Genomic DNA, 17265 nt, shown 5'->3' with positions numbered 1-17265 from the left:
ACAGGAACGCGCGGGCAATTTGTATCAAGCGGGGGGAGGGCGACGGGAGGCCGGGGTGGGTGATCTGGATCACCTTCTGTTTGGGGGTGTCCTCGCCGGGTAGACGAGCGCCTTCTCGCAGGCTTCCGGCCGGTTTCCGGGCGGCCGGCCCGGCGTCGGCAGCGTGCGGCCATTGACGGCTCACGTTCATCTACCTAATCTCCGTCTCCATACATGGACGCCGGGCGACAGCGACATGGCGACAGCTACAGGGGGGAGAGGGTGGCCGTGAGCCTCGACAGCGGTGTGGCGGCGAGCCTGCGGGCGGGGATGGCGGGCGGCGTGCTGTCGTTCCCGCTCACCGCCTTCCACGACGACGGCACCCTCGACGCCTTCGCGCCCGAGATCGCCCGCGCCTTCCTCACCGCCCTGCGGCGCGGCGACGAAGCGGCGGTGGAGAAGCTGCTGCGGGACTTCTACCTGCCTTTCGTCGAACTGCGCGACCGGTCACCCGGATACGCCGTGTCGCTGGTCAAGGCCGCGGCCCGGCTGCGCGGCCGGCCGGACCCGTCCGCGCCCCGCTCACCGACCCCCGCGCGGCCGACCTCGCCGAGCTGAGGATCCTGCTCACCACCGGACTCGACCTCGTAGGAGCCGCCCTGTGAACCTCACCGTCACGGACGTAACACTGACCCCGATCCTGGTCGCCGACCCGCCGCTGCTCAACACCCAGGGGGTTCACCAGCCGTACACGCCCCGGCTGATCGTGGAGGTGGTCACCGCGGACGGTGTGACCGGCGTCGGTGAGACGTACGGGGACACCAAGTACCTGGAGCTGGCGCGGCCCTTCGCGCAGAAGCTGAAGGGACGGCAGGTCAGCGACCTCAACGGGCTGTTCGCCGTCGCCGACGAGGTGGCCGTGGACGCCTCGCGGGTCTCCGAGGCGGTGGACGTCGGCGGCCTGCGCGGGGTGCAGACCGCGGACAAGCTGCGGCTGTCCGTCGTCTCCGGCTTCGAGGTGGCCTGCCTGGACGCGCTGGGCAAGGCGCTCGGGCTGCCCGTGCACGCGCTGCTCGGCGGCAAGGTGCGCGACGCGGTCGAGTACAGCGCCTACCTGTTCTACAAGTGGGCCGAGCATCCGCCCGGCGTCCAGGCCGAACGGGACGACTGGGGCGCCGCGCTCGATCCGGCCGGGGTCGTGCAGCAGGCGCGGAGGTTCAAGGAGCGGTACGGGTTCTCGTCGTTCAAGCTCAAGGGGGGCGTCTTCCCGCCCGAGGAGGAGATCGCGGCCGTACGGGCGCTGGCCGAGGCCTTCCCCGGGCATCCGCTGCGCCTCGACCCCAACGGCGCCTGGTCCGTCGGCACGTCGGTCAAGGTGGCCGAGGAACTCGGTGACCTCCTGGAGTACCTGGAGGACCCGGCGCTGGGCACGCCCGCCATGGCCGAGGTCGCCGGGCGGACCGGCGTGCCGCTCGCCACCAACATGTGCGTGACGACGTTCGCCGAGATCGGGGAGGCGTTCGCACGGGGTGCCGTCCAGGTCGTCCTCTCCGACCACCACTACTGGGGCGGGCTGCGCAACACCCAGCAGCTCGCCGCCGTCTGCCGGACCTTCGGCGTCGGGGTGTCCATGCACTCCAACACCCACCTCGGGATCAGCCTGGCCGCGATGACCCACGTGGCGGCCACCGTCCCGGGCCTGCACCACGCCTGCGACTCCCACTACCCCTGGCAGTCCGAGGACGTGCTCACCGAGCGGCTGGTCTTCGAGGACGGGGCCGTGAAGGTCCCGGACGCCCCCGGCCTGGGCGTCGAGCTCGACCGGGAGCGGCTTGCCCTGCTGCACCGGCGCTGGCTGGACGACGACGGCGCGCTGCGCGACCGCGATGACGCGGCGGCTATGCGGATCGCCGACCCACGGTGGGTCACGCCCGCCATGCCCCGCTGGTAACCCCCTTCCCCTGCCTGGGACCGGGGCCGCCGCATGACCTTCGGACGCGACCCCGAAGCCATGACCTGCGGCGGGGCGGCAGGGTCCGGGTACGGCGCGCCACGGCGGACCGCGCCGGCCGGACACAGCTCCCCGCGCCTCGGTCGTTGCGGCCGCGAAACCGCCCGCCGTGATGTGGTGCACACTGGCGAGGTCAGTACCACGTCAGGGAGCGCACTGTGATCGGGTCCGCCGGAGAGGGGCCGCTGCCCACCACCAGAGCGATGCCGGCCATCCGGGAAGGCCGGTACTGCCACGCCCATGTCGACCCACTCGCCGCCCTGCGCGGGCCGGGCGAACCGCCGTGGGACGTGTATCTCACCGGCACGGTCTTCCTCGACATCATCTTCACCGGGCTCGACTCCGCCCCGGTGCGCGGGACCGAATCCTGGGCGCGCGGGATGGGGTCGAGCCCCGGTGGCGTGGCCAACATGGCGACCGCGCTGTCCCGCCTCGGCCTGAAGACCTCCCTCGCGGCGGCCTTCGGAGACGACCACTACGGCGACTACTGCTGGGACGCCCTGGAACAGGGCGAGGGCATCGACCTCACCGCGTCGCGCACGGTGCCCGGCTGGCACTCCCCGGTCACCGTGTCCATGGCGTACGAGGGCGAGCGCACGATGGTCTCCCACGGCCACGAGCCACCCCCCGAGGAACCCGCCCCCGACTGCCCCCCACGCGCGCGTGCCGCCGTCGCCTCGCTCACCCCCGGCGAGCGCGCCCCCTGGATCGCGCAGGCCGCGAGCAGGGGCACCCGCATCTTCGCCGACGTCGGCTGGGACGACACCGGCGCCTGGGACCTGGCGGGCCTCGCCGACCTCCAGCACTGCGAGGCGTTCCTGCCCAACGCCGAGGAGGCGATGCGCTACACCGGCGCCACCTGCCCCCGCGCCGCCGCGCACGCCCTCACCGAGCACGTGCCGCTCGCCGTGGTCACCCTCGGTGCGGACGGCGCGTACGCCGTGGACGGGCGCACCGGCGAGAGCGCGGCGGTCCCGGCGATCGCCGTGGAGGCCCTCGACCCCACCGGCGCGGGAGACGTCTTCGTCGCCGGCTTCGTCACCGGCACCCTGGCCGAGTGGCCCCTCGCCGACCGCGTCGCCTTCGCCGGCCTGACGGCGGCCCTGTCCGTCCAGGAGTTCGGCGGCTCCCTCTCGGCCCCCGGCTGGCCCGAGATCGCGGCCTGGTGGCGCAAGGTCCAGTCGTACGACGACCAGGAGCCCGCGGCACTGCGCCGGTACGCCTTTCTGGAGGACCTGATCCCCGCCACGGCCCGCCCCTGGCCCCTGCGCCGCGCGGTCCCCACGATCGGCTTCGGCCGGTCCGCCTGACCCCGTCCCCAAGGTCCCGTGTGCCGCATGGCGCACGGAAAAGCCCTACGGCGATGTCAGTCCCGCGGCGTACTCTGGAAATCGCCAGGCCGCCCTTGTGGCAGGCGAGTCGTATCGAGGAGGACGTGCAGGCCTTCAGCGCCGGCCCATGACTCAGACACCCACAGCTCACACCCCCGCGCAGGGGCAGGCGAGAGCACAGTTCACCGTCCCCGCCCAGCACCCCATGGTGACCGTCCTGGGGTCCGGCGACTCCCTCCTGCGCGTGATCGAGAAGGCCTTCCCGGCGGCCGACATCCACGTCCGGGGCAACGAGATCAGCGCGGTCGGACCCGCGGCGGAAGTCGCCCTCGTCCAGCGCCTGTTCGACGAGATGATGCTGGTGCTCCGCACCGGGCAGCCGATGACGGAGGACGCAGTGGAACGCTCGATCGCCATGCTCCGGGCGACGGAGAACGGCGAGGGTGCGGAAGAGACACCGGCCCAGGTGCTCACCCAGAACATCCTGTCCTCGCGCGGCCGCACGATCCGCCCCAAGACCCTCAACCAGAAGCGCTACGTCGACGCGATCGACAAGCACACGATCGTCTTCGGCATCGGCCCCGCCGGCACCGGCAAGACCTACCTCGCCATGGCCAAGGCCGTGCAGGCCCTGCAGTCCAAGCAGGTCAACCGCATCATCCTGACCCGGCCGGCGGTCGAGGCCGGCGAGCGCCTCGGCTTCCTCCCCGGCACGCTCTACGAGAAGATCGACCCCTACCTGCGCCCGCTCTACGACGCGTTGCACGACATGATCGACCCGGACTCCATTCCGCGGTTGATGGCGGCGGGGACCATCGAGGTGGCTCCGCTGGCCTACATGCGTGGCCGCACCCTGAACGACGCCTTCATCATCCTGGACGAGGCCCAGAACACGAGCCCCGAACAGATGAAGATGTTCCTCACCCGCCTCGGCTTCGACTCGAAGATCGTGATCACGGGTGACGTGACCCAGGTCGACCTGCCCGGCGGCACCAAGTCCGGTCTGCGGCAGGTGCAGGAGATCCTGGAGGGCGTCGAGGACGTCCACTTCTCCCGGCTGTCGTCCCACGATGTCGTCCGGCACAAGCTCGTGGGCCGTATCGTCGACGCGTACGAGAAGTTCGACAGCGAGAACGGCACGGAGAACGGCGCCCACAAGGGCGGCCGTGGCAGGACCGGCGCCAAGGGAACCAGAGGGAAGTAGACCAGCACGACCATGTCGATCGACGTCAACAACGAGTCCGGAACCGAGGTCGACGAGCAGGCGATCCTCGACATCGCCCGCTACGCGCTCGCGAGGATGCGCATCCACCCGCTGTCCGAGCTCTCGGTGATCGTCGTGGACGCCGACGCCATGGAGCAGCTGCACATCCAGTGGATGGACCTGCCCGGCCCGACCGACGTCATGTCGTTCCCGATGGACGAGCTGCGCCCGCCGGCGAAGGACGAGGACGAGCCGCCGAGCGGCCTGCTCGGTGACATCGTGCTGTGCCCGGAGGTCGCCGCCAAGCAGGGGGCCGAGGCCCCGACGCAGCACTCCATGGACGAGGAGCTCCAGCTCCTGACCGTCCACGGAGTGCTGCACCTGCTCGGGTACGACCACGAGGAACCCGACGAGAAGGCCGAGATGTTCGGCCTCCAGGCAGCCATCGTGGACGGCTGGCGTGCCGAGAAGGGCCTCACCGGCCCCTCCCCGGCCCCCACCGTGTCATGAGCATCCCGCTGATCACCGGCGCCGTCGCGCTGGTCGTCGTCGCCTGGCTCGCCGCCTGCGCGGAGGCCGGCCTCGCCCGCGTCTCCAGTTTCCGCGCCGAGGAGGCGGTGCGCTCCGGCCGCCGCGGCGGCGCGAAGCTCGCCCAGGTGGCCGCCGATCCCACCCGCTATCTCAACGTGGCGCTGCTGGTCCGCGTGGCCTGCGAGATGGCCGCGGCCGCACTGGTCACCTATGCCTGCCTGAACGAGTTCGACAGCACCACCGAGGCGCTGCTGATCGCCATCGCGGTCATGGTCCTCGTCTCGTACGTCGCCGTCGGCGTCTCCCCGCGCACCATCGGCCGTCAGCACCCGCTGAACACGGCCACCGCCGCGGCCTACGTCCTGGTTCCGCTGGCCCGGATCATGGGCCCGATCCCGTCCCTGCTGATCCTCATCGGCAACGCCCTGACCCCCGGCAAGGGCTTCCGGCGCGGCCCCTTCGCCTCGGAGGCGGAGCTGCGCGCCCTGGTCGACCTCGCCGAGGCGGAGTCCCTGATCGAGGACGACGAGCGCCGCATGGTGCACTCGGTCTTCGAGCTGGGCGACACCCTCGTGCGGGAGGTGATGGTCCCGCGCACGGACCTGGTCGTCATCGAGCGCTACAAGACCATCCGCCAGGCCCTGACCCTCGCGCTCAGGTCCGGTTTCTCGCGGATCCCGGTCACCGGCGAGAGCGAGGACGACATCGTCGGGATCGTGTACCTGAAGGACCTGGTCCGCAAGACGCACATCAGCCGGGACGCCGAGACCGAGCTGGTCTCGACGGCCATGCGGCCCGCGGTCTTCGTGCCGGACACCAAGAACGCCGGTGACCTGCTGCGCGAGATGCAGAAGGAGCGCAACCACGTCGCCGTCGTGATCGACGAGTACGGCGGCACGGCCGGGATCGTCACCATCGAGGACATCCTGGAGGAGATCGTCGGCGAGATCACCGACGAGTACGACCGGGAGCTGCCGCCCGTGGAGCCCCTGGGCGAGGACCGCTACCGGGTCACCGCCCGTCTCGACATCGGTGACCTGGGCGAGCTGTACGGGCTGGAGTCGTACGACGACGAGGACGTGGAGACGGTCGGCGGGCTGCTGGCGAAGGCGCTGGGCCGGGTTCCCATCGCCGGGGCCACGTCCGTGGTCGAGCTGCCGGACGGCCGGGAACTGCGGCTGACCGCCGAGGCAGCAGCCGGACGCCGGAACAAGATCGTGACCGTGCTGGTGGAGCCGGTGACCCCGGCGGAGCCGGCGCAGGAGGAGACGAAGCCGGAGTGACCCCCCAGGAGCTGCGCGCCTTCTGCCTGTCCTTCGCCGCGGCCGTCGAGGAGTTCCCGTTCGGCCCGGAGACCTCGGTGTTCAAGGTGCTGGGCAAGATGTTCGCCCTGACCGGCCTGGACGCCCGCCCGCTCACGGTGAACCTCAAGTGCGACCCCGAGGACGCGGTGCGCCTGCGCGCCGACCACCCCGGCCTGATCGTCCCCGGCTGGCACATGAACAAGCGGCACTGGAACACCGTCACGGTGGACGGCGCGCTCCCCGCGCGGCTGGTCGAGGAGCTCATCGAGGACTCCTACGACCTCGTGGTGGCCGGTCTGCCGCGCGCCGAACGGCTGCGCCTGGACCGCCCCTGAACGGGGCCGCGTGGCTCCGTATGCTCGGGGCATGACCGACAGCAACGCACTCGCTCCCGAGGACCGCAAGATCGTCACCCTGGCCCGCTCGGCCCGGGCCCGTAACGGCGTCCCCGAGGGGGCCGCGGTACGGGACGAGACGGGGCGTACGTATGTCGCCGGGACCGTCGACCTGGACTCGCTGAAGCTCAGCGCCCTGCGGACGGCGGTGGCCATGGCGGTGGCGTCGGGCGCGAAGTCGCTGGAGGCGGCGGCGGTCGTCACGGAGGCCGGCGCCGCGTCGGCGGAGGACCTGGCGGCCGTACGGGATCTGGGCGGCGCGGGCACGCCGGTGCTGGTGGCCGGACCGGACGGAGCCCTGCGGCTGACTGTTTCCGCGGGCTGAAGCAGGCCGAACCGGCACTGGGGGCTGCCGCCCCCAGGCCTCGCCCCTCGCCCTCGCCCCCAGGCCTCGCCCCAGGCCTCGCCCCAGGCCTCGCCCCAGGCCTCCGCCTGGCCGTACGGAGGCCGGAAATACGCCTTGCCGTCGTGCGCCACTCGCGCATCAATGGAACCGTAAGTTCCGACGGACCGTCAGCTTCCGAGTTCGCGCAGCGCGCCCGCACCCCGCTGTCCGGGTGGTCCGCCGGCGTTCCTCCCGACCATCCCCCACATGGCATTCCCCCGACGGGAAGGGAACCCCCCATGAAAGGCATGCGCATTGCGTCCGGTGCGGCACTGACGATCGGCGCCCTCGCGGTCACCGGCGTCCTCCTCGCGCCCGCGGCCCTGGCCGTCACGCCGGGGTCGGCGACCCTCACCGCCGACTGCTCCAGCTTCGGCGGCGGCGAGGCCACCCTCACCGCCACCCAGGACGGCACGGCGGCCACCATGACCCTGACCTCCACCGCGATCACCGCCCCGATCGGTCTCGGGGCCGACTCGATCGCGTCCACGCTCACCCTGGTCAAGGGCGGTGGCGGCACCACCGTCTTCAGCGGCACGGAGAACCCGGCGATGGCCGCCGGCGACCCCGTCACCGTGGGGCCGCTCAGCGGCACCGTGGCCTCCGGCGACAGCCTGGAGGCCTACGGCGGCTCGCTGCGGATGACCGTCTTCGGCATCACCATCACCTGCACCGCGACGGGGCCGCAGTCGCCGGGCCCGTTCGTGTTCGACTGAGCCCTCGGCAGGGCGCGGCCCCGGACGCGACCGGGCGCCGGGGCCGCGCCCGCCCGGCCGCCGGGAATCGCGGTACGGCGGGGCTTCGGCGATCAGGGAGAATGGGCGCCATGAGCGTTCGTATCCCGTCATCCGAGCAGCCGGCCGAGACTGTCCACCGGGCCGGCTTCGCCTGCTTCGTGGGCCGCCCCAACGCGGGCAAGTCCACCCTCACGAACGCACTGGTCGGGCAGAAGGTCGCGATCACCGCGAACCAGCCGCAGACCACGCGGCACACGGTCCGGGGCATCGTGCACCGGCCCGACGCCCAGCTGATCCTGGTGGACACCCCCGGGCTGCACAAACCGCGCACACTGCTCGGAGAGCGGCTCAACGACGTGGTGCGCACGACCTGGGCAGAGGTCGACGTGATCGGCTTCTGCCTGCCGGCGAACGAGAAGATCGGCCCCGGTGACCGGTTCATCGCCAAGGAACTCGCCGGGATCAAGAAGTCGCCCAAGGTCGCGATCGTCACGAAGACCGACCTCGTCGACAGCAAGGCGCTGGCCGAGCAGCTCATCGCGATCGATCAGCTCGGCAAGGAGCTGGGCATCGAGTGGGCGGAGATCGTGCCGGTGTCGGCGGTGGGGGACAAGCAGGTCAACCTGCTGGCGGACCTCCTGGTCCCGCTGCTCCCCGAGGGCCCGGCGCTCTACCCCGAGGGCGACCTGACCGACGAGCCCGAGCAGGTCATGATCGCGGAGCTGATCCGGGAGGCCGCGCTGGAGGGCGTACGCGACGAGTTGCCGCACTCCATCGCCGTCGTCGTGGAGGAGATGCTCCCGCGTGAGGACCGTCCCGCCGACAAGCCCCTGCTCGACATCCACGCCAACGTCTACATCGAGCGCCCCAGCCAGAAGGGCATCATCATCGGCCCCAAGGGCAAGCGCCTGAAGGAGGTCGGCATCAAGTCCCGCCGCCAGATCGAGGCGCTGCTCGGGACGCCGGTCTTCCTCGACCTGCACGTGAAGGTGGCCAAGGACTGGCAGCGCGACCCCAAGCAGCTGCGCAAGCTGGGCTTCTGAGCCGTCAGTCGGCGCCCCTGATCCGGCGCACCAGCAGTGCCCCCGCCAGGCCGATCCCGGCGGCCACCAGGTACAGCACCCGGTAGCCGCCGAGATGCGTGACGATCGGGGCGGCCAGGGCGGGCGCCGCGACCTGCGGCAGCGCATTGGCCACGTTGATCACGCCCAGGTCCTTGCCGCGGTCCAGCGCCGTGGGCAGCACGTCGGTCATCAGCGCGAAGTCCACCGACGTGAACACGCCGAAGCCGATGCCCAGCACCGCCGCCGAGACGACGGCGCCCGGCCAGGTCTGCCAGCCCGCCAGAAGCGCCGTGGCCACCGCCATCAGCACCCCCGACCAGATCACGAACGGCTTGCGCCGCCCCACCCGGTCCGACCACACACCCGCGGCGACGACCGTGGCCAGCAGCGTCACCCCGTTCACCGCGGTCAGGATCAGCACCCCCGCCTCCGGGTCCTCGTGGTGCAGGCGGTCGCGCAGGTAGTAGAGGAGGTAGAGAAGCACCAGCGCGTTGCTGAGGTTGATCAGGAACCGCGTCAGCCAGGCCCAGCCCAGGTCGTGGTGGCGCCTCGGGCTCAGCCAGAAACCCGCCAGAAAGCCCCGCCACGACCACGGGGGCCGGTCCGTCACCGCGAGCCGCAGATCCGGATGGCCCAGCACATACGGCAGCACCCCCACCGTCACGAACACGGCGCACGCCACGTACCCGGCCCCGACCCCGCCCGCCGCCGTCGCGAGCCCCGTACCGCCGACCACACCCAGGATCTGCGCGGCCCCCAGCCAGCCGCCCACCGCGCCGCGCTGCAGCCGTGGCACCCGGTCCGGCACCGCCGCCGTCACCGCCGCGAACGCCGCGTTCAGCGTCAGCTGCACCAGGCACCAGCCCGCCACCATCGCCCACAGCCCGCCCGCGGCCGCGAGCACCAGCAGCGACAGCGCCCCGCCGGCCGCACCGGCCACGATCCACGGCGTACGGCGGCCCAGCCGGGACGTCGTCCGGTCGGACAGCGCGCCCCACACCGGGTTCGCCACCAGCGACACCGCCGCGCCAGCGCCCGTCACCCACGCCAGCAGCGTCTCCTTGGACATGCCGGTGCCGGGCGCGAAGTCCTCCGCCTGCATCGCCAGCAGGATCTGCAAGGGGCCGTACCAGCCCACCCAGATCGCCCCGTTGGCGAGCGCCAGGGAGGCCGTCCAGCCACGGCCGACGGGCGCCACGGGCTCGGCGAGAGCCGCCGGGACGACCTTCATCTCTGGGCCCGCAGCAGCTCTTCGAACCAGTGGTAGGAGGCCTTCGGCGTGCGCTGCAGCGTCTCGTAGTCCACGTGCACCAGCCCGAACCGCCGCGCGTACCCCTCGGCCCACTCGAAGTTGTCCAGCAACGACCACACGAAGTAGCCGCGCACGTCCACGCCCGCCGCCAGCGCCGCGTGCAGCGCCCGCACATGGCCGTCCAGATAGGCGATCCGCGCCTGGTCGTCGAGCCCCTCGTACGAGCACCCGTTCTCGGTGATCACCATTGGCGGCAGCCGTTCGCCGTACCGGTCCCGGAATCCGGTGAGCAGCTCGGTCAGTGCCTCCGGCACCACAGGCCAGCCGAAGTCCGTGAGCGGTACGCCTTCGATCTCCCGCACCGAGAAGGGCAGTTCGGCCGGCAGCCGCACCCCGCCGAACTCGATCTCCGCGCCCTCAGGCGCCCCGACCCGGGTCGGCGCGTAGTAGTTGATCCCGTACCAGTCGACCGGCTCGGAGATCACCTTCAGGTCGGACGCCACGTCCCCCGGCATCAGCTCCCCGATCCCCGCGGGGTACTCGCCCAGCAGCAGCGGGTCCGCGAACAGCCGGTTCAGCAGGGTGTCGTAGAAGTCCGCCGCCTCCACGTCGGCGCTCTCCCGGGACGCGGGCCAGGCCGGTCCGTGCGAGTTGGCGATCCCGACGTCCGCCGCGCCTGCCGCGCGCAGGGCCTGCACCGCCAGCCCGTGTGCCAGGAGCTGATGGTGGGCGACCGGCAGCGCGTCGAACAGCAGCCGCCGGCCGGGCGCGTGGACGCCGAGGGCGTGACCCAGCAGTGTGTGCTCGGCGGGCTCGTTGAGGGTGATCCACTTCGTGACCCGGTCCCCGAGCCGCTCGGCCACCACCGCCACGTACTCCGCGAACCGTGCCGCCGTGTCCCGCTCCAGCCAGTCGAGCCCCGCGGGCAGGTCCCAGTGGAAGAGCGTCGGGACCGGCCGTACGCCCGCCCCGCACAGCTCGTCCACCAGCCGGTCGTAGAACCCGAGGCCCCCGGCCGAGCGGACCCGCGGCCAGGAGATCGAGAAGCGGTACGCGTCCACCCCCAGGCCCGCCAGGAGCGCCACGTCCTCGCGGTAGCGGTGGTAGTGGTCGCAGGCCACCTGTGCGGTGGAGCCGTCCTTGACCCGTCCCGGCTCGGCCGTGAAGGCGTCCCACACGGACGGTTCGCGCAGCCCGGCCGCGCCCTCGATCTGGTGCGCGGACGTCGAGACGCCCCACAGGAAGCCGGCCGGGAACTGGGGTACGGGGTTCGTCGCCATGCGCGGATCATCGGTACCGCCGGTAACGGAAGTCAACGCCTCCGCGTGAAAGGGGAGTTGTGAGGCAGGCGTCACGCCCCTTCCTTCAGCACCCTGGTGATCAGCCGGCGCTGCTCGTCGGTCAGCCGGGGGTCCGCGCAGTACACCGTCCTGCCGTCCACCGTGATCCGGTAGCTGAACCCGTCCGGCACCCCGGCGGGCGGCGCGCCCCGGCCCGCCGCGAGCGCCTGCTCGGCGAGCGCGTGCCACTCGGGGGCGTCCGGCCGCCCGGAGGTGTCCACCTCGGCCTGCCGCTCGATGCCCGCGAACCCGCCCGTACGCCGCACCTGAATACGCATGGATCCCTGTCTAGTACGAGCCCGGCCGCCGTGGGGAGGGATACGCGCCTACAGCGTCCGCACGCCGACCTGCTCCCAGGCCTTGGCCACCGCCCGCAGCTCGTCGCTGCCGTCGCCGAAGCGTGCCTTCGCGGCGGAGACGGTCAGCGCGGCGAACTCGGCGAACATGGCGTCCTCCTTCAGCTCGCCGCCGGTCAGCACGTCGTACCAGACCTGCCCCGCCCGCTCCCAGGCGTGCCCGCCGAGGGCGGTGGCGGCGAGGTAGAAGGCGTGGTTGGGGATGCCGGAGTTGATGTGGACACCGCCGTTGTCGCGGCCGGTGCGCACATACGCGTCCATCGTCGCGGGCTGCGGGTCCTTGCCGAGCACGTCGTCGTCGTACGCCGTGCCCGGGGCCTTCATCGAGCGCAGGGCCACCCCGCTCACCCGCGGGGCGAGCAGGCCGGCGCCGATCAGCCAGTCGGCCTCGGCGGCGGTCTGGCCGAGCGTGTACTGCTTGATCAGCGCGCCGAAGACGTCGGAGACGGACTCGTTGAGGGCGCCGGGCTGGCCGAAGTAGGTGAGGTTCGCCGTGTACTGGGTCACGCCGTGGGCGAGTTCGTGGCCGATGACGTCGATCGGAAGGGTGAAGTCGAGGAAGATCTCGCCGTCCCCGTCACCGAAGACCATCTGCTCGCCGTTCCAGAAGGCGTTGTTGTACTCCTCGTCGTAGTGCACCGTCGCGTCGAGGGGCAGGCCGCCGCCGTCGATCGAGTCGCGGCCGTAGGCCTTGAGGAACAGCTCGAAGGTGGCGCCGAGGCCGGCGTAGGCGCGGTTGACCGTGGCGTCCCTGCCGGGCTCGTCACCCTCGTCGCGGACCTTCTTCCCGGGCAGGCTCGTGCGGTGCTGGGCGTCGTGGATCGTGCGGTGCGGTCTGCCTTCGGCGGCTGCGGCGGGCGGGGTGACGGTGGGCGCGCCGATGACCGTGGTGAGGCGGCGGTGGGTGCGCTCGTAGGCGTCACGCTGGAGGGTCCGGCGGGCGGGGCCGGACAGGGCCGGGTCCTCGGACCGGGCGAGCTCGTCGAGGACGTGCGGGGGCACGATCGTGCAGAAGACGCGAGTCATGCTCCGCACCTTGGCACCGAGTCAGGGGAGTGTCACTATCCGCAACCTTGATTGGTGAAATGTGGGGATGTGCGGGTGGGGGGTGGTTGCGCTGTGTTATTGGCCGCGGGTATGTGGGCGCTTCTCGCGGCGTTTCCCCCGCCCCGCACATACCGCCCGATCCCGCATACTGATACAGAACCGCACGTTTGTGAGGGGCTCGACTAGCATGCTCTGCATCATGCGTTTCGGGCTGCTTCTTCTTAGCTGCCGCGGCGAGGGCCTGTAGTCGAGGCCGACTCCCTCCCCGCGGAGCTTGGCGTTGCGTCGTCGGCCGTCCTTCCGGACACCGGATCCCACCGGATTTCTCGAGGAGCCCACGCCACCATGGCAAATCGCCAGCAGCCCAGTTCCCTGCCGATCCACAAGTACGGTCGCTACGACCAGGTCGACATCCCCGACCGTACCTGGCCGCAGAACCGGATCACCGCTGCCCCCCGCTGGCTCTCCACCGACCTGCGCGACGGCAACCAGGCGCTGATCGACCCCATGTCGCCGGCCCGTAAGCGCGCGATGTTCGATCTGCTGGTCAGGATGGGTTACAAGGAGATCGAGGTCGGCTTCCCGGCTTCCGGCCAGACCGACTTCGACTTCGTGCGTTCGATCATCGAGGACGAGACCGCCATCCCGGACGACGTCACGATCTCGGTGCTGACCCAGGCACGCGAGGACCTCATCGAGCGGACCGTCGAGTCCCTCAAGGGCGCCAAGCGGGCCACCGTGCACCTGTACAACGCCACCGCGCCGGTCTTCCGCCGGGTCGTCTTCCGCGGCTCCAAGGAGGACATCAAGCAGATCGCCGTCGACGGCACCCGGCTGGTCATGGAGTACGCGGAGAAGCTGCTCGACGCGGAGACCGAGTTCGGCTACCAGTACAGCCCGGAGATCTTCACCGACACCGAGCTGGACTTCGCGCTGGAGGTCTGCGAGGCGGTCATGGACGTCTGGCAGCCGGGTCCGGGCCGAGAGATCATCCTGAATCTGCCCGCCACCGTCGAGCGCTCCACGCCCTCCACGCACGCCGACCGCTTCGAGTGGATGGGCCGCCACCTCTCCCGCCGTGAGCACGTCTGCCTGTCCGTCCACCCCCACAACGACCGCGGTACGGCGGTGGCGGCGGCCGAGCTGGCGCTGATGGCCGGCGCCGACCGGGTCGAGGGCTGCCTGTTCGGGCAGGGCGAGCGCACCGGCAACGTCGACCTGGTCACCCTGGGCATGAACCTGTTCTCGCAGGGTGTCGACCCGCAGATCGACTTCTCCGACATCGACGAGATCCGTCGCACGTGGGAGTACTGCAACCAGATGGAGGTCCACCCGCGCCACCCGTACGTGGGCGACCTGGTCTACACGTCCTTCTCCGGCTCCCACCAGGACGCCATCAAGAAGGGCTTCGACGCCATGGAGGCCGACGCGGCGGCCAGGGGCGTCACCGTCGACGACATCGAGTGGGCGGTCCCGTACCTGCCGATCGACCCCAAGGACGTCGGCCGCTCCTACGAGGCGGTCATCCGCGTGAACTCGCAGTCCGGCAAGGGCGGCGTCGCCTACGTGCTGAAGAACGAGCACAAGCTGGAACTGCCGCGCCGGATGCAGATCGAGTTCTCGAAGATCATCCAGGCGAAGACGGACGCCGACGGCGGCGAGGTCACCCCGAAGGACATCTGGGCGATCTTCGAGGACGAGTACCTGCCGAACCCGGAGAACCCGTGGGGCCGGATCCAGGTCAGGACGGGACAGTCGACGACCGACACGGACGGCGTGGACAAGCTCACCGTCGAGGCCACCGTCGACGGCGAGGACACCGTCCTGTCCGGCACCGGCAACGGCCCGATCTCGGCGTTCTTCGACGCCCTGCAGTCCATCGGCATCGACGTACGGCTGCTGGACTACCAGGAGCACACCATGAGCGAGGGCGCCTCCGCGCAGGCCGCCTCGTACATCGAATGCGCGATCGACGACAAGGTCCTCTGGGGGATCGGCATCGATGCGAACACGACACGTGCGTCACTGAAGGCGGTCGTCTCGGCCGTCAACCGGGCGGCTCGCTGACCCCTCTGACCGGGCGTTTCGGGTCCCGTCCGCCGATTTCCGGCGGGCGGGACCCCGTCGTTTACCGGCCAGGTCACGGAGAGGTCTCGTCCGGGGTACTGACTCCGCCTCACGGATGTGGCTAACATCACGCCAGCGCGGCGATGTTGCCGTGGGGTTACGGAGGTGCGACGTGCTGCCAGTCCGGGGACGAAACGGCCGTGCCGCCAGGCGTGTGCGCGTACTGGGCACCCGTACCGCGTGGACGGCCGTCGGGGACGGCGAGTTCTTCTGCCCCGGGTGCGGGGGCGACCGCAACTACCAGCGGCTGACCGGGCGTCGCCGCTTCACCCTGCTCGGCGTGCCCGTGCTGCCGCGCGGCGACACCGGGCCCGTCGTGGAGTGCGCGGCCTGCCGCAGCCATTTCGGCACCGACGTCCTCGACCACCCCACCACGACCCGCTTCTCCGCGATGCTCCGCGACGCCGTGCACACGGTCGCCCTCGCGGTGCTGGCCGCGGACGGCACCCGCACCCGCCCCTCGCTCACCGCGGCCGCCGGCACGGTCCGCGCGGCCGGCTTCGAGGACTGCACCGAGGAGCAGCTGAACGCCCTCGTCGAGGCGCTCGCCGCGGACACCGGCCGGGTCTGCGGTCAGCCCTGCGGCCCGGGGCTGGCCATAGAGCTGCACGAGGCCCTCGACCCGCTCGCCCCGCACCTGGCCCCCGCCGGCCGTGAGTCGATCCTCCTCCAGGGCGCCCGCATCGCCCTCGCCGACGGCCCCTACACCGCTGCCGAACGCGAGGTCCTCGCCACCGTCGGTGCCGCCCTCACCATCACCTCGGACGAGGTGACCCGCCTGCTGGCGACGGCCCGCACGCCCTCCTGACACCCGCGACCGGTCGTCGCGGCCTGCGGGGGAGAACCGGTGTCCCGGGGAACGATGTGACTGACACAACGTCACCGACCCCGAGGGGCCCGCCCGATGAGTCGTCCCAGACGTGCCTTCCTGACCGCCGCAGCCGTTCTCGTCCCGCTCCTGTCCAGCCCGTTCACCGACACCCCCACCGCGTCCGCGGCCCGCTGCACCTCCTCCGTGCCCTACACCGCGGGGAAGGGCGGCTACGACACCTATCGCATCCCGGCGGCCGTCACGACCCGCGCCGGGACCGTCCTGGCGTTCGCCGAGGGCCGGCGCGGTGGCGCGGGCGACTCCGGCGACATCGACGTGCTCGTGCGCCGCTCCACCGACGGCGGCTGCACCTGGGGCCCGCTGACGGTCGTGGCCGCCGGGCAGGGGGACACCCGCGGCAACCCGGCACCCGTCGTCGACCCGCGCACCGGCGCCGTCGTGCTGCTCACCTCCTACAACAGTGGCGCCGTGACGGAGGCGCAGATCATGCGCGGCGAGGTGACGCCGGCCCAGAGCCGCCGGGTGTTCGTGCAGCGCAGCGGGGACGACGGACGCAGCTTCAGCCCGCCACGGGAGATCACCAGGGCGGTGAAACGGGCCGGCTGGCGCTGGTACGCCACCGGCCCCGGGCACGCCGTCGCCCTCACCCACGGCCGGCACGCCGGCCGCCTGGTGGTCCCCGCCAACCACTCCGCCGCGCCGCCCGCCGGGTCCGCGGACACCGGTCAGGAACCCAAGTACTACGGCGCCCACGCCCTCTACAGCGACAACGGCGGCCTCACCTGGCGGCTGGGCTTCGTGGACGCCTCCTACGACGGCCACGACAACGCCAACGAGAGCACCGTCGCCGAACTCCCCGACGGCACGCTCTACTTCTCGGCCCGCGACCAGCACGGCACCAGCGCCGGCCACCGCCTCGACAGCCGCTCCACCGACGGCGGCCGGACCCTGGACCGGCCCTACGCCGTCCAGCCCACGCTGAGCGACGTGCCCATCGTCCAGGCGAGCGTCCTCCAGCCCGGCGGCCCAAGAGCCCCGTTGTTCTTCTCCGGCCCCTCCGTGCCCACCGCCCGGCAGGCCATGGCGGTGTGGCGCAGCACGGACGCCGGTGCGACCTTCACCAAGGCGCTGACGCTCTCCCGGCAGCCGGCGGCCTACTCCGACCTGGTGCAGGTCGCGACCGGCACGCTCGGTGTGCTGTACGAGACCGGGGTCCGGGGGACGTACGAGCGGATCGAGTTCCGGCTGATCCCGCTCGCCGGCCTCTCCTAGTGCCGCGACAGGCAACGTTCGCCCCGTCGCGACGCCCGGCCCCCGCCCCCCAACAGGGCCAACCATGGCAGTGCCGGGACAAGGGCGGGGGCAGAGCA

16 protein-coding genes and 1 pseudogene are annotated in these 17265 nt (G+C 71.7%); 13 read left to right on the top strand and 4 right to left on the bottom strand.

Annotation, left to right across the window (positions count from 1 at the left end; genetic code table 11):
• Nucleotides 1-369 precede the first annotated feature (369 nt).
• From ACIHCM_RS03505 to era, 10 genes and pseudogenes are all read left to right on the top strand, one after another.
• Nucleotides 370-644 (top strand): annotated as a pseudogene (locus ACIHCM_RS03505) (5-dehydro-4-deoxyglucarate dehydratase); the annotation flags it as partial.
• A complete protein-coding gene (locus ACIHCM_RS03500) occupies nucleotides 641-1930 on the top strand; it encodes a glucarate dehydratase family protein (RefSeq protein WP_399888389.1) in 1290 nt (429 codons plus the stop codon). The pseudogene ACIHCM_RS03505 and the gene ACIHCM_RS03500, both read left to right, overlap by 4 nt.
• 263 nt (nucleotides 1931-2193) lie before the next feature.
• Nucleotides 2194-3300 (top strand): carbohydrate kinase family protein, encoded by a 1107-nt coding sequence (locus tag ACIHCM_RS03495; protein WP_399888731.1) that lies wholly within the window; start codon nucleotides 2194-2196, stop codon nucleotides 3298-3300.
• Between the two features lie 148 nt (nucleotides 3301-3448).
• Nucleotides 3449-4525: a PhoH family protein gene (locus ACIHCM_RS03490; RefSeq protein WP_399888386.1), complete on the top strand. Its 1077-nt coding sequence runs from the start codon at nucleotides 3449-3451 to the stop codon at nucleotides 4523-4525.
• A gap of 12 nt (nucleotides 4526-4537) precedes the next feature.
• Nucleotides 4538-5035: an rRNA maturation RNase YbeY gene (gene ybeY, locus ACIHCM_RS03485; RefSeq protein WP_399888384.1), complete on the top strand. Its 498-nt coding sequence runs from the start codon at nucleotides 4538-4540 to the stop codon at nucleotides 5033-5035.
• Complete coding sequence (locus tag ACIHCM_RS03480; RefSeq protein WP_399888380.1) at nucleotides 5032-6339, top strand: hemolysin family protein; 1308 nt, start codon at nucleotides 5032-5034, stop codon at nucleotides 6337-6339. Before ybeY ends, ACIHCM_RS03480 begins: the two co-directional genes overlap by 4 nt.
• Nucleotides 6336-6695 carry an MmcQ/YjbR family DNA-binding protein gene (locus tag ACIHCM_RS03475; protein ID WP_399888376.1) on the top strand — a complete coding sequence of 120 codons (360 nt, stop codon included), beginning with the start codon at nucleotides 6336-6338 and terminating at the stop codon, nucleotides 6693-6695. Before ACIHCM_RS03480 ends, ACIHCM_RS03475 begins: the two co-directional genes overlap by 4 nt.
• A 31-nt stretch (nucleotides 6696-6726) precedes the next feature.
• On the top strand, nucleotides 6727-7080 hold the full coding sequence (locus ACIHCM_RS03470) for a cytidine deaminase (RefSeq protein WP_399888373.1): 354 nt from the start codon (nucleotides 6727-6729) through the stop codon (nucleotides 7078-7080).
• 299 nt (nucleotides 7081-7379) lie between these two features.
• Complete coding sequence (locus tag ACIHCM_RS03465; protein ID WP_399888370.1) at nucleotides 7380-7856, top strand: hypothetical protein; 477 nt, start codon at nucleotides 7380-7382, stop codon at nucleotides 7854-7856.
• A gap of 110 nt (nucleotides 7857-7966) precedes the next feature.
• Nucleotides 7967-8920, top strand: a complete 954-nt coding sequence (gene era / locus ACIHCM_RS03460) for a GTPase Era (RefSeq protein ID WP_399888367.1) — start codon at nucleotides 7967-7969, stop codon at nucleotides 8918-8920.
• Nucleotides 8921-8924: 4 nt separating this feature from the next.
• Here the strand turns inward: era and ACIHCM_RS03455 are convergent, their stop codons facing one another.
• From ACIHCM_RS03455 to ACIHCM_RS03440, 4 genes are all read right to left on the bottom strand, one after another.
• Nucleotides 8925-10172, bottom strand: coding sequence for an MFS transporter (locus ACIHCM_RS03455; RefSeq protein WP_399888365.1), 1248 nt, complete (start codon nucleotides 10170-10172; stop codon nucleotides 8925-8927).
• The gene (locus tag ACIHCM_RS03450) at nucleotides 10169-11473 is read right to left on the bottom strand and encodes a GH1 family beta-glucosidase (protein ID WP_399888362.1); all 1305 of its coding nucleotides are present in this window, start codon (nucleotides 11471-11473) and stop codon (nucleotides 10169-10171) included. Before ACIHCM_RS03450 ends, ACIHCM_RS03455 begins: the two co-directional genes overlap by 4 nt.
• 71 nt (nucleotides 11474-11544) lie before the next feature.
• On the bottom strand, nucleotides 11545-11811 hold the full coding sequence (locus ACIHCM_RS03445; RefSeq protein ID WP_399888359.1) for a protealysin inhibitor emfourin: 267 nt from the start codon (nucleotides 11809-11811) through the stop codon (nucleotides 11545-11547).
• 48 nt (nucleotides 11812-11859) lie between these two features.
• Nucleotides 11860-12915 carry a M4 family metallopeptidase gene (locus ACIHCM_RS03440; RefSeq protein ID WP_399888356.1) on the bottom strand — a complete coding sequence of 352 codons (1056 nt, stop codon included), beginning with the start codon at nucleotides 12913-12915 and terminating at the stop codon, nucleotides 11860-11862.
• A gap of 366 nt (nucleotides 12916-13281) precedes the next feature.
• On the opposite strand from ACIHCM_RS03440, the gene leuA reads away from it, so the two are divergent.
• The 3 genes from leuA (at nucleotide 13282) to ACIHCM_RS03425 (ending at nucleotide 17167) form a co-directional block, all read left to right on the top strand.
• A complete protein-coding gene (gene leuA, locus ACIHCM_RS03435; protein ID WP_399888353.1) occupies nucleotides 13282-15003 on the top strand; it encodes a 2-isopropylmalate synthase in 1722 nt (573 codons plus the stop codon).
• A gap of 172 nt (nucleotides 15004-15175) precedes the next feature.
• Nucleotides 15176-15871, top strand: a complete 696-nt coding sequence (locus tag ACIHCM_RS03430) for a TerB family tellurite resistance protein (protein ID WP_399888350.1) — start codon at nucleotides 15176-15178, stop codon at nucleotides 15869-15871.
• Between the two features lie 96 nt (nucleotides 15872-15967).
• Nucleotides 15968-17167 carry an exo-alpha-sialidase gene (locus tag ACIHCM_RS03425; protein WP_399888347.1) on the top strand — a complete coding sequence of 400 codons (1200 nt, stop codon included), beginning with the start codon at nucleotides 15968-15970 and terminating at the stop codon, nucleotides 17165-17167.
• The last annotated feature ends 98 nt before the right edge of the window (nucleotides 17168-17265 follow it).

The organism is Streptomyces sp. NPDC052023 (assembly GCF_044548465.1).
Classification (GTDB): Bacteria; Actinomycetota; Actinomycetes; order Streptomycetales; family Streptomycetaceae; genus Streptomyces.
Note: the sequence above shows the minus strand (reverse complement) of the source record. Positions and strands in the feature narration are given on the sequence as shown.

Bases quoted from the DNA above. Each gene is read 5' to 3' on its own strand.
- ACIHCM_RS03455 (WP_399888365.1), bottom strand. From the start codon at position 10,172: ATGAAGGTCGTCCCGGCGGCTCTCGCCGAGCCCGTGGCGCCCGTCGGC.
- leuA (WP_399888353.1), top strand. From the start codon at position 13,282: ATGGCAAATCGCCAGCAGCCCAGTTCCCTGCCGATCCACAAGTACGGT.
- ACIHCM_RS03450 (WP_399888362.1), bottom strand. From the start codon at position 11,473: ATGGCGACGAACCCCGTACCCCAGTTCCCGGCCGGCTTCCTGTGGGGC.
- ACIHCM_RS03470 (WP_399888373.1), top strand. From the start codon at position 6,727: ATGACCGACAGCAACGCACTCGCTCCCGAGGACCGCAAGATCGTCACC.
- ACIHCM_RS03495 (WP_399888731.1), top strand. From the start codon at position 2,194: ATGCCGGCCATCCGGGAAGGCCGGTACTGCCACGCCCATGTCGACCCA.
- ACIHCM_RS03425 (WP_399888347.1), top strand. From the start codon at position 15,968: ATGAGTCGTCCCAGACGTGCCTTCCTGACCGCCGCAGCCGTTCTCGTC.
- ACIHCM_RS03445 (WP_399888359.1), bottom strand. From the start codon at position 11,811: ATGCGTATTCAGGTGCGGCGTACGGGCGGGTTCGCGGGCATCGAGCGG.
- ACIHCM_RS03440 (WP_399888356.1), bottom strand. From the start codon at position 12,915: ATGACTCGCGTCTTCTGCACGATCGTGCCCCCGCACGTCCTCGACGAG.
- ACIHCM_RS03465 (WP_399888370.1), top strand. From the start codon at position 7,380: ATGAAAGGCATGCGCATTGCGTCCGGTGCGGCACTGACGATCGGCGCC.
- ACIHCM_RS03490 (WP_399888386.1), top strand. From the start codon at position 3,449: ATGACTCAGACACCCACAGCTCACACCCCCGCGCAGGGGCAGGCGAGA.
- ybeY (WP_399888384.1), top strand. From the start codon at position 4,538: ATGTCGATCGACGTCAACAACGAGTCCGGAACCGAGGTCGACGAGCAG.
- ACIHCM_RS03480 (WP_399888380.1), top strand. From the start codon at position 5,032: ATGAGCATCCCGCTGATCACCGGCGCCGTCGCGCTGGTCGTCGTCGCC.
- era (WP_399888367.1), top strand. From the start codon at position 7,967: ATGAGCGTTCGTATCCCGTCATCCGAGCAGCCGGCCGAGACTGTCCAC.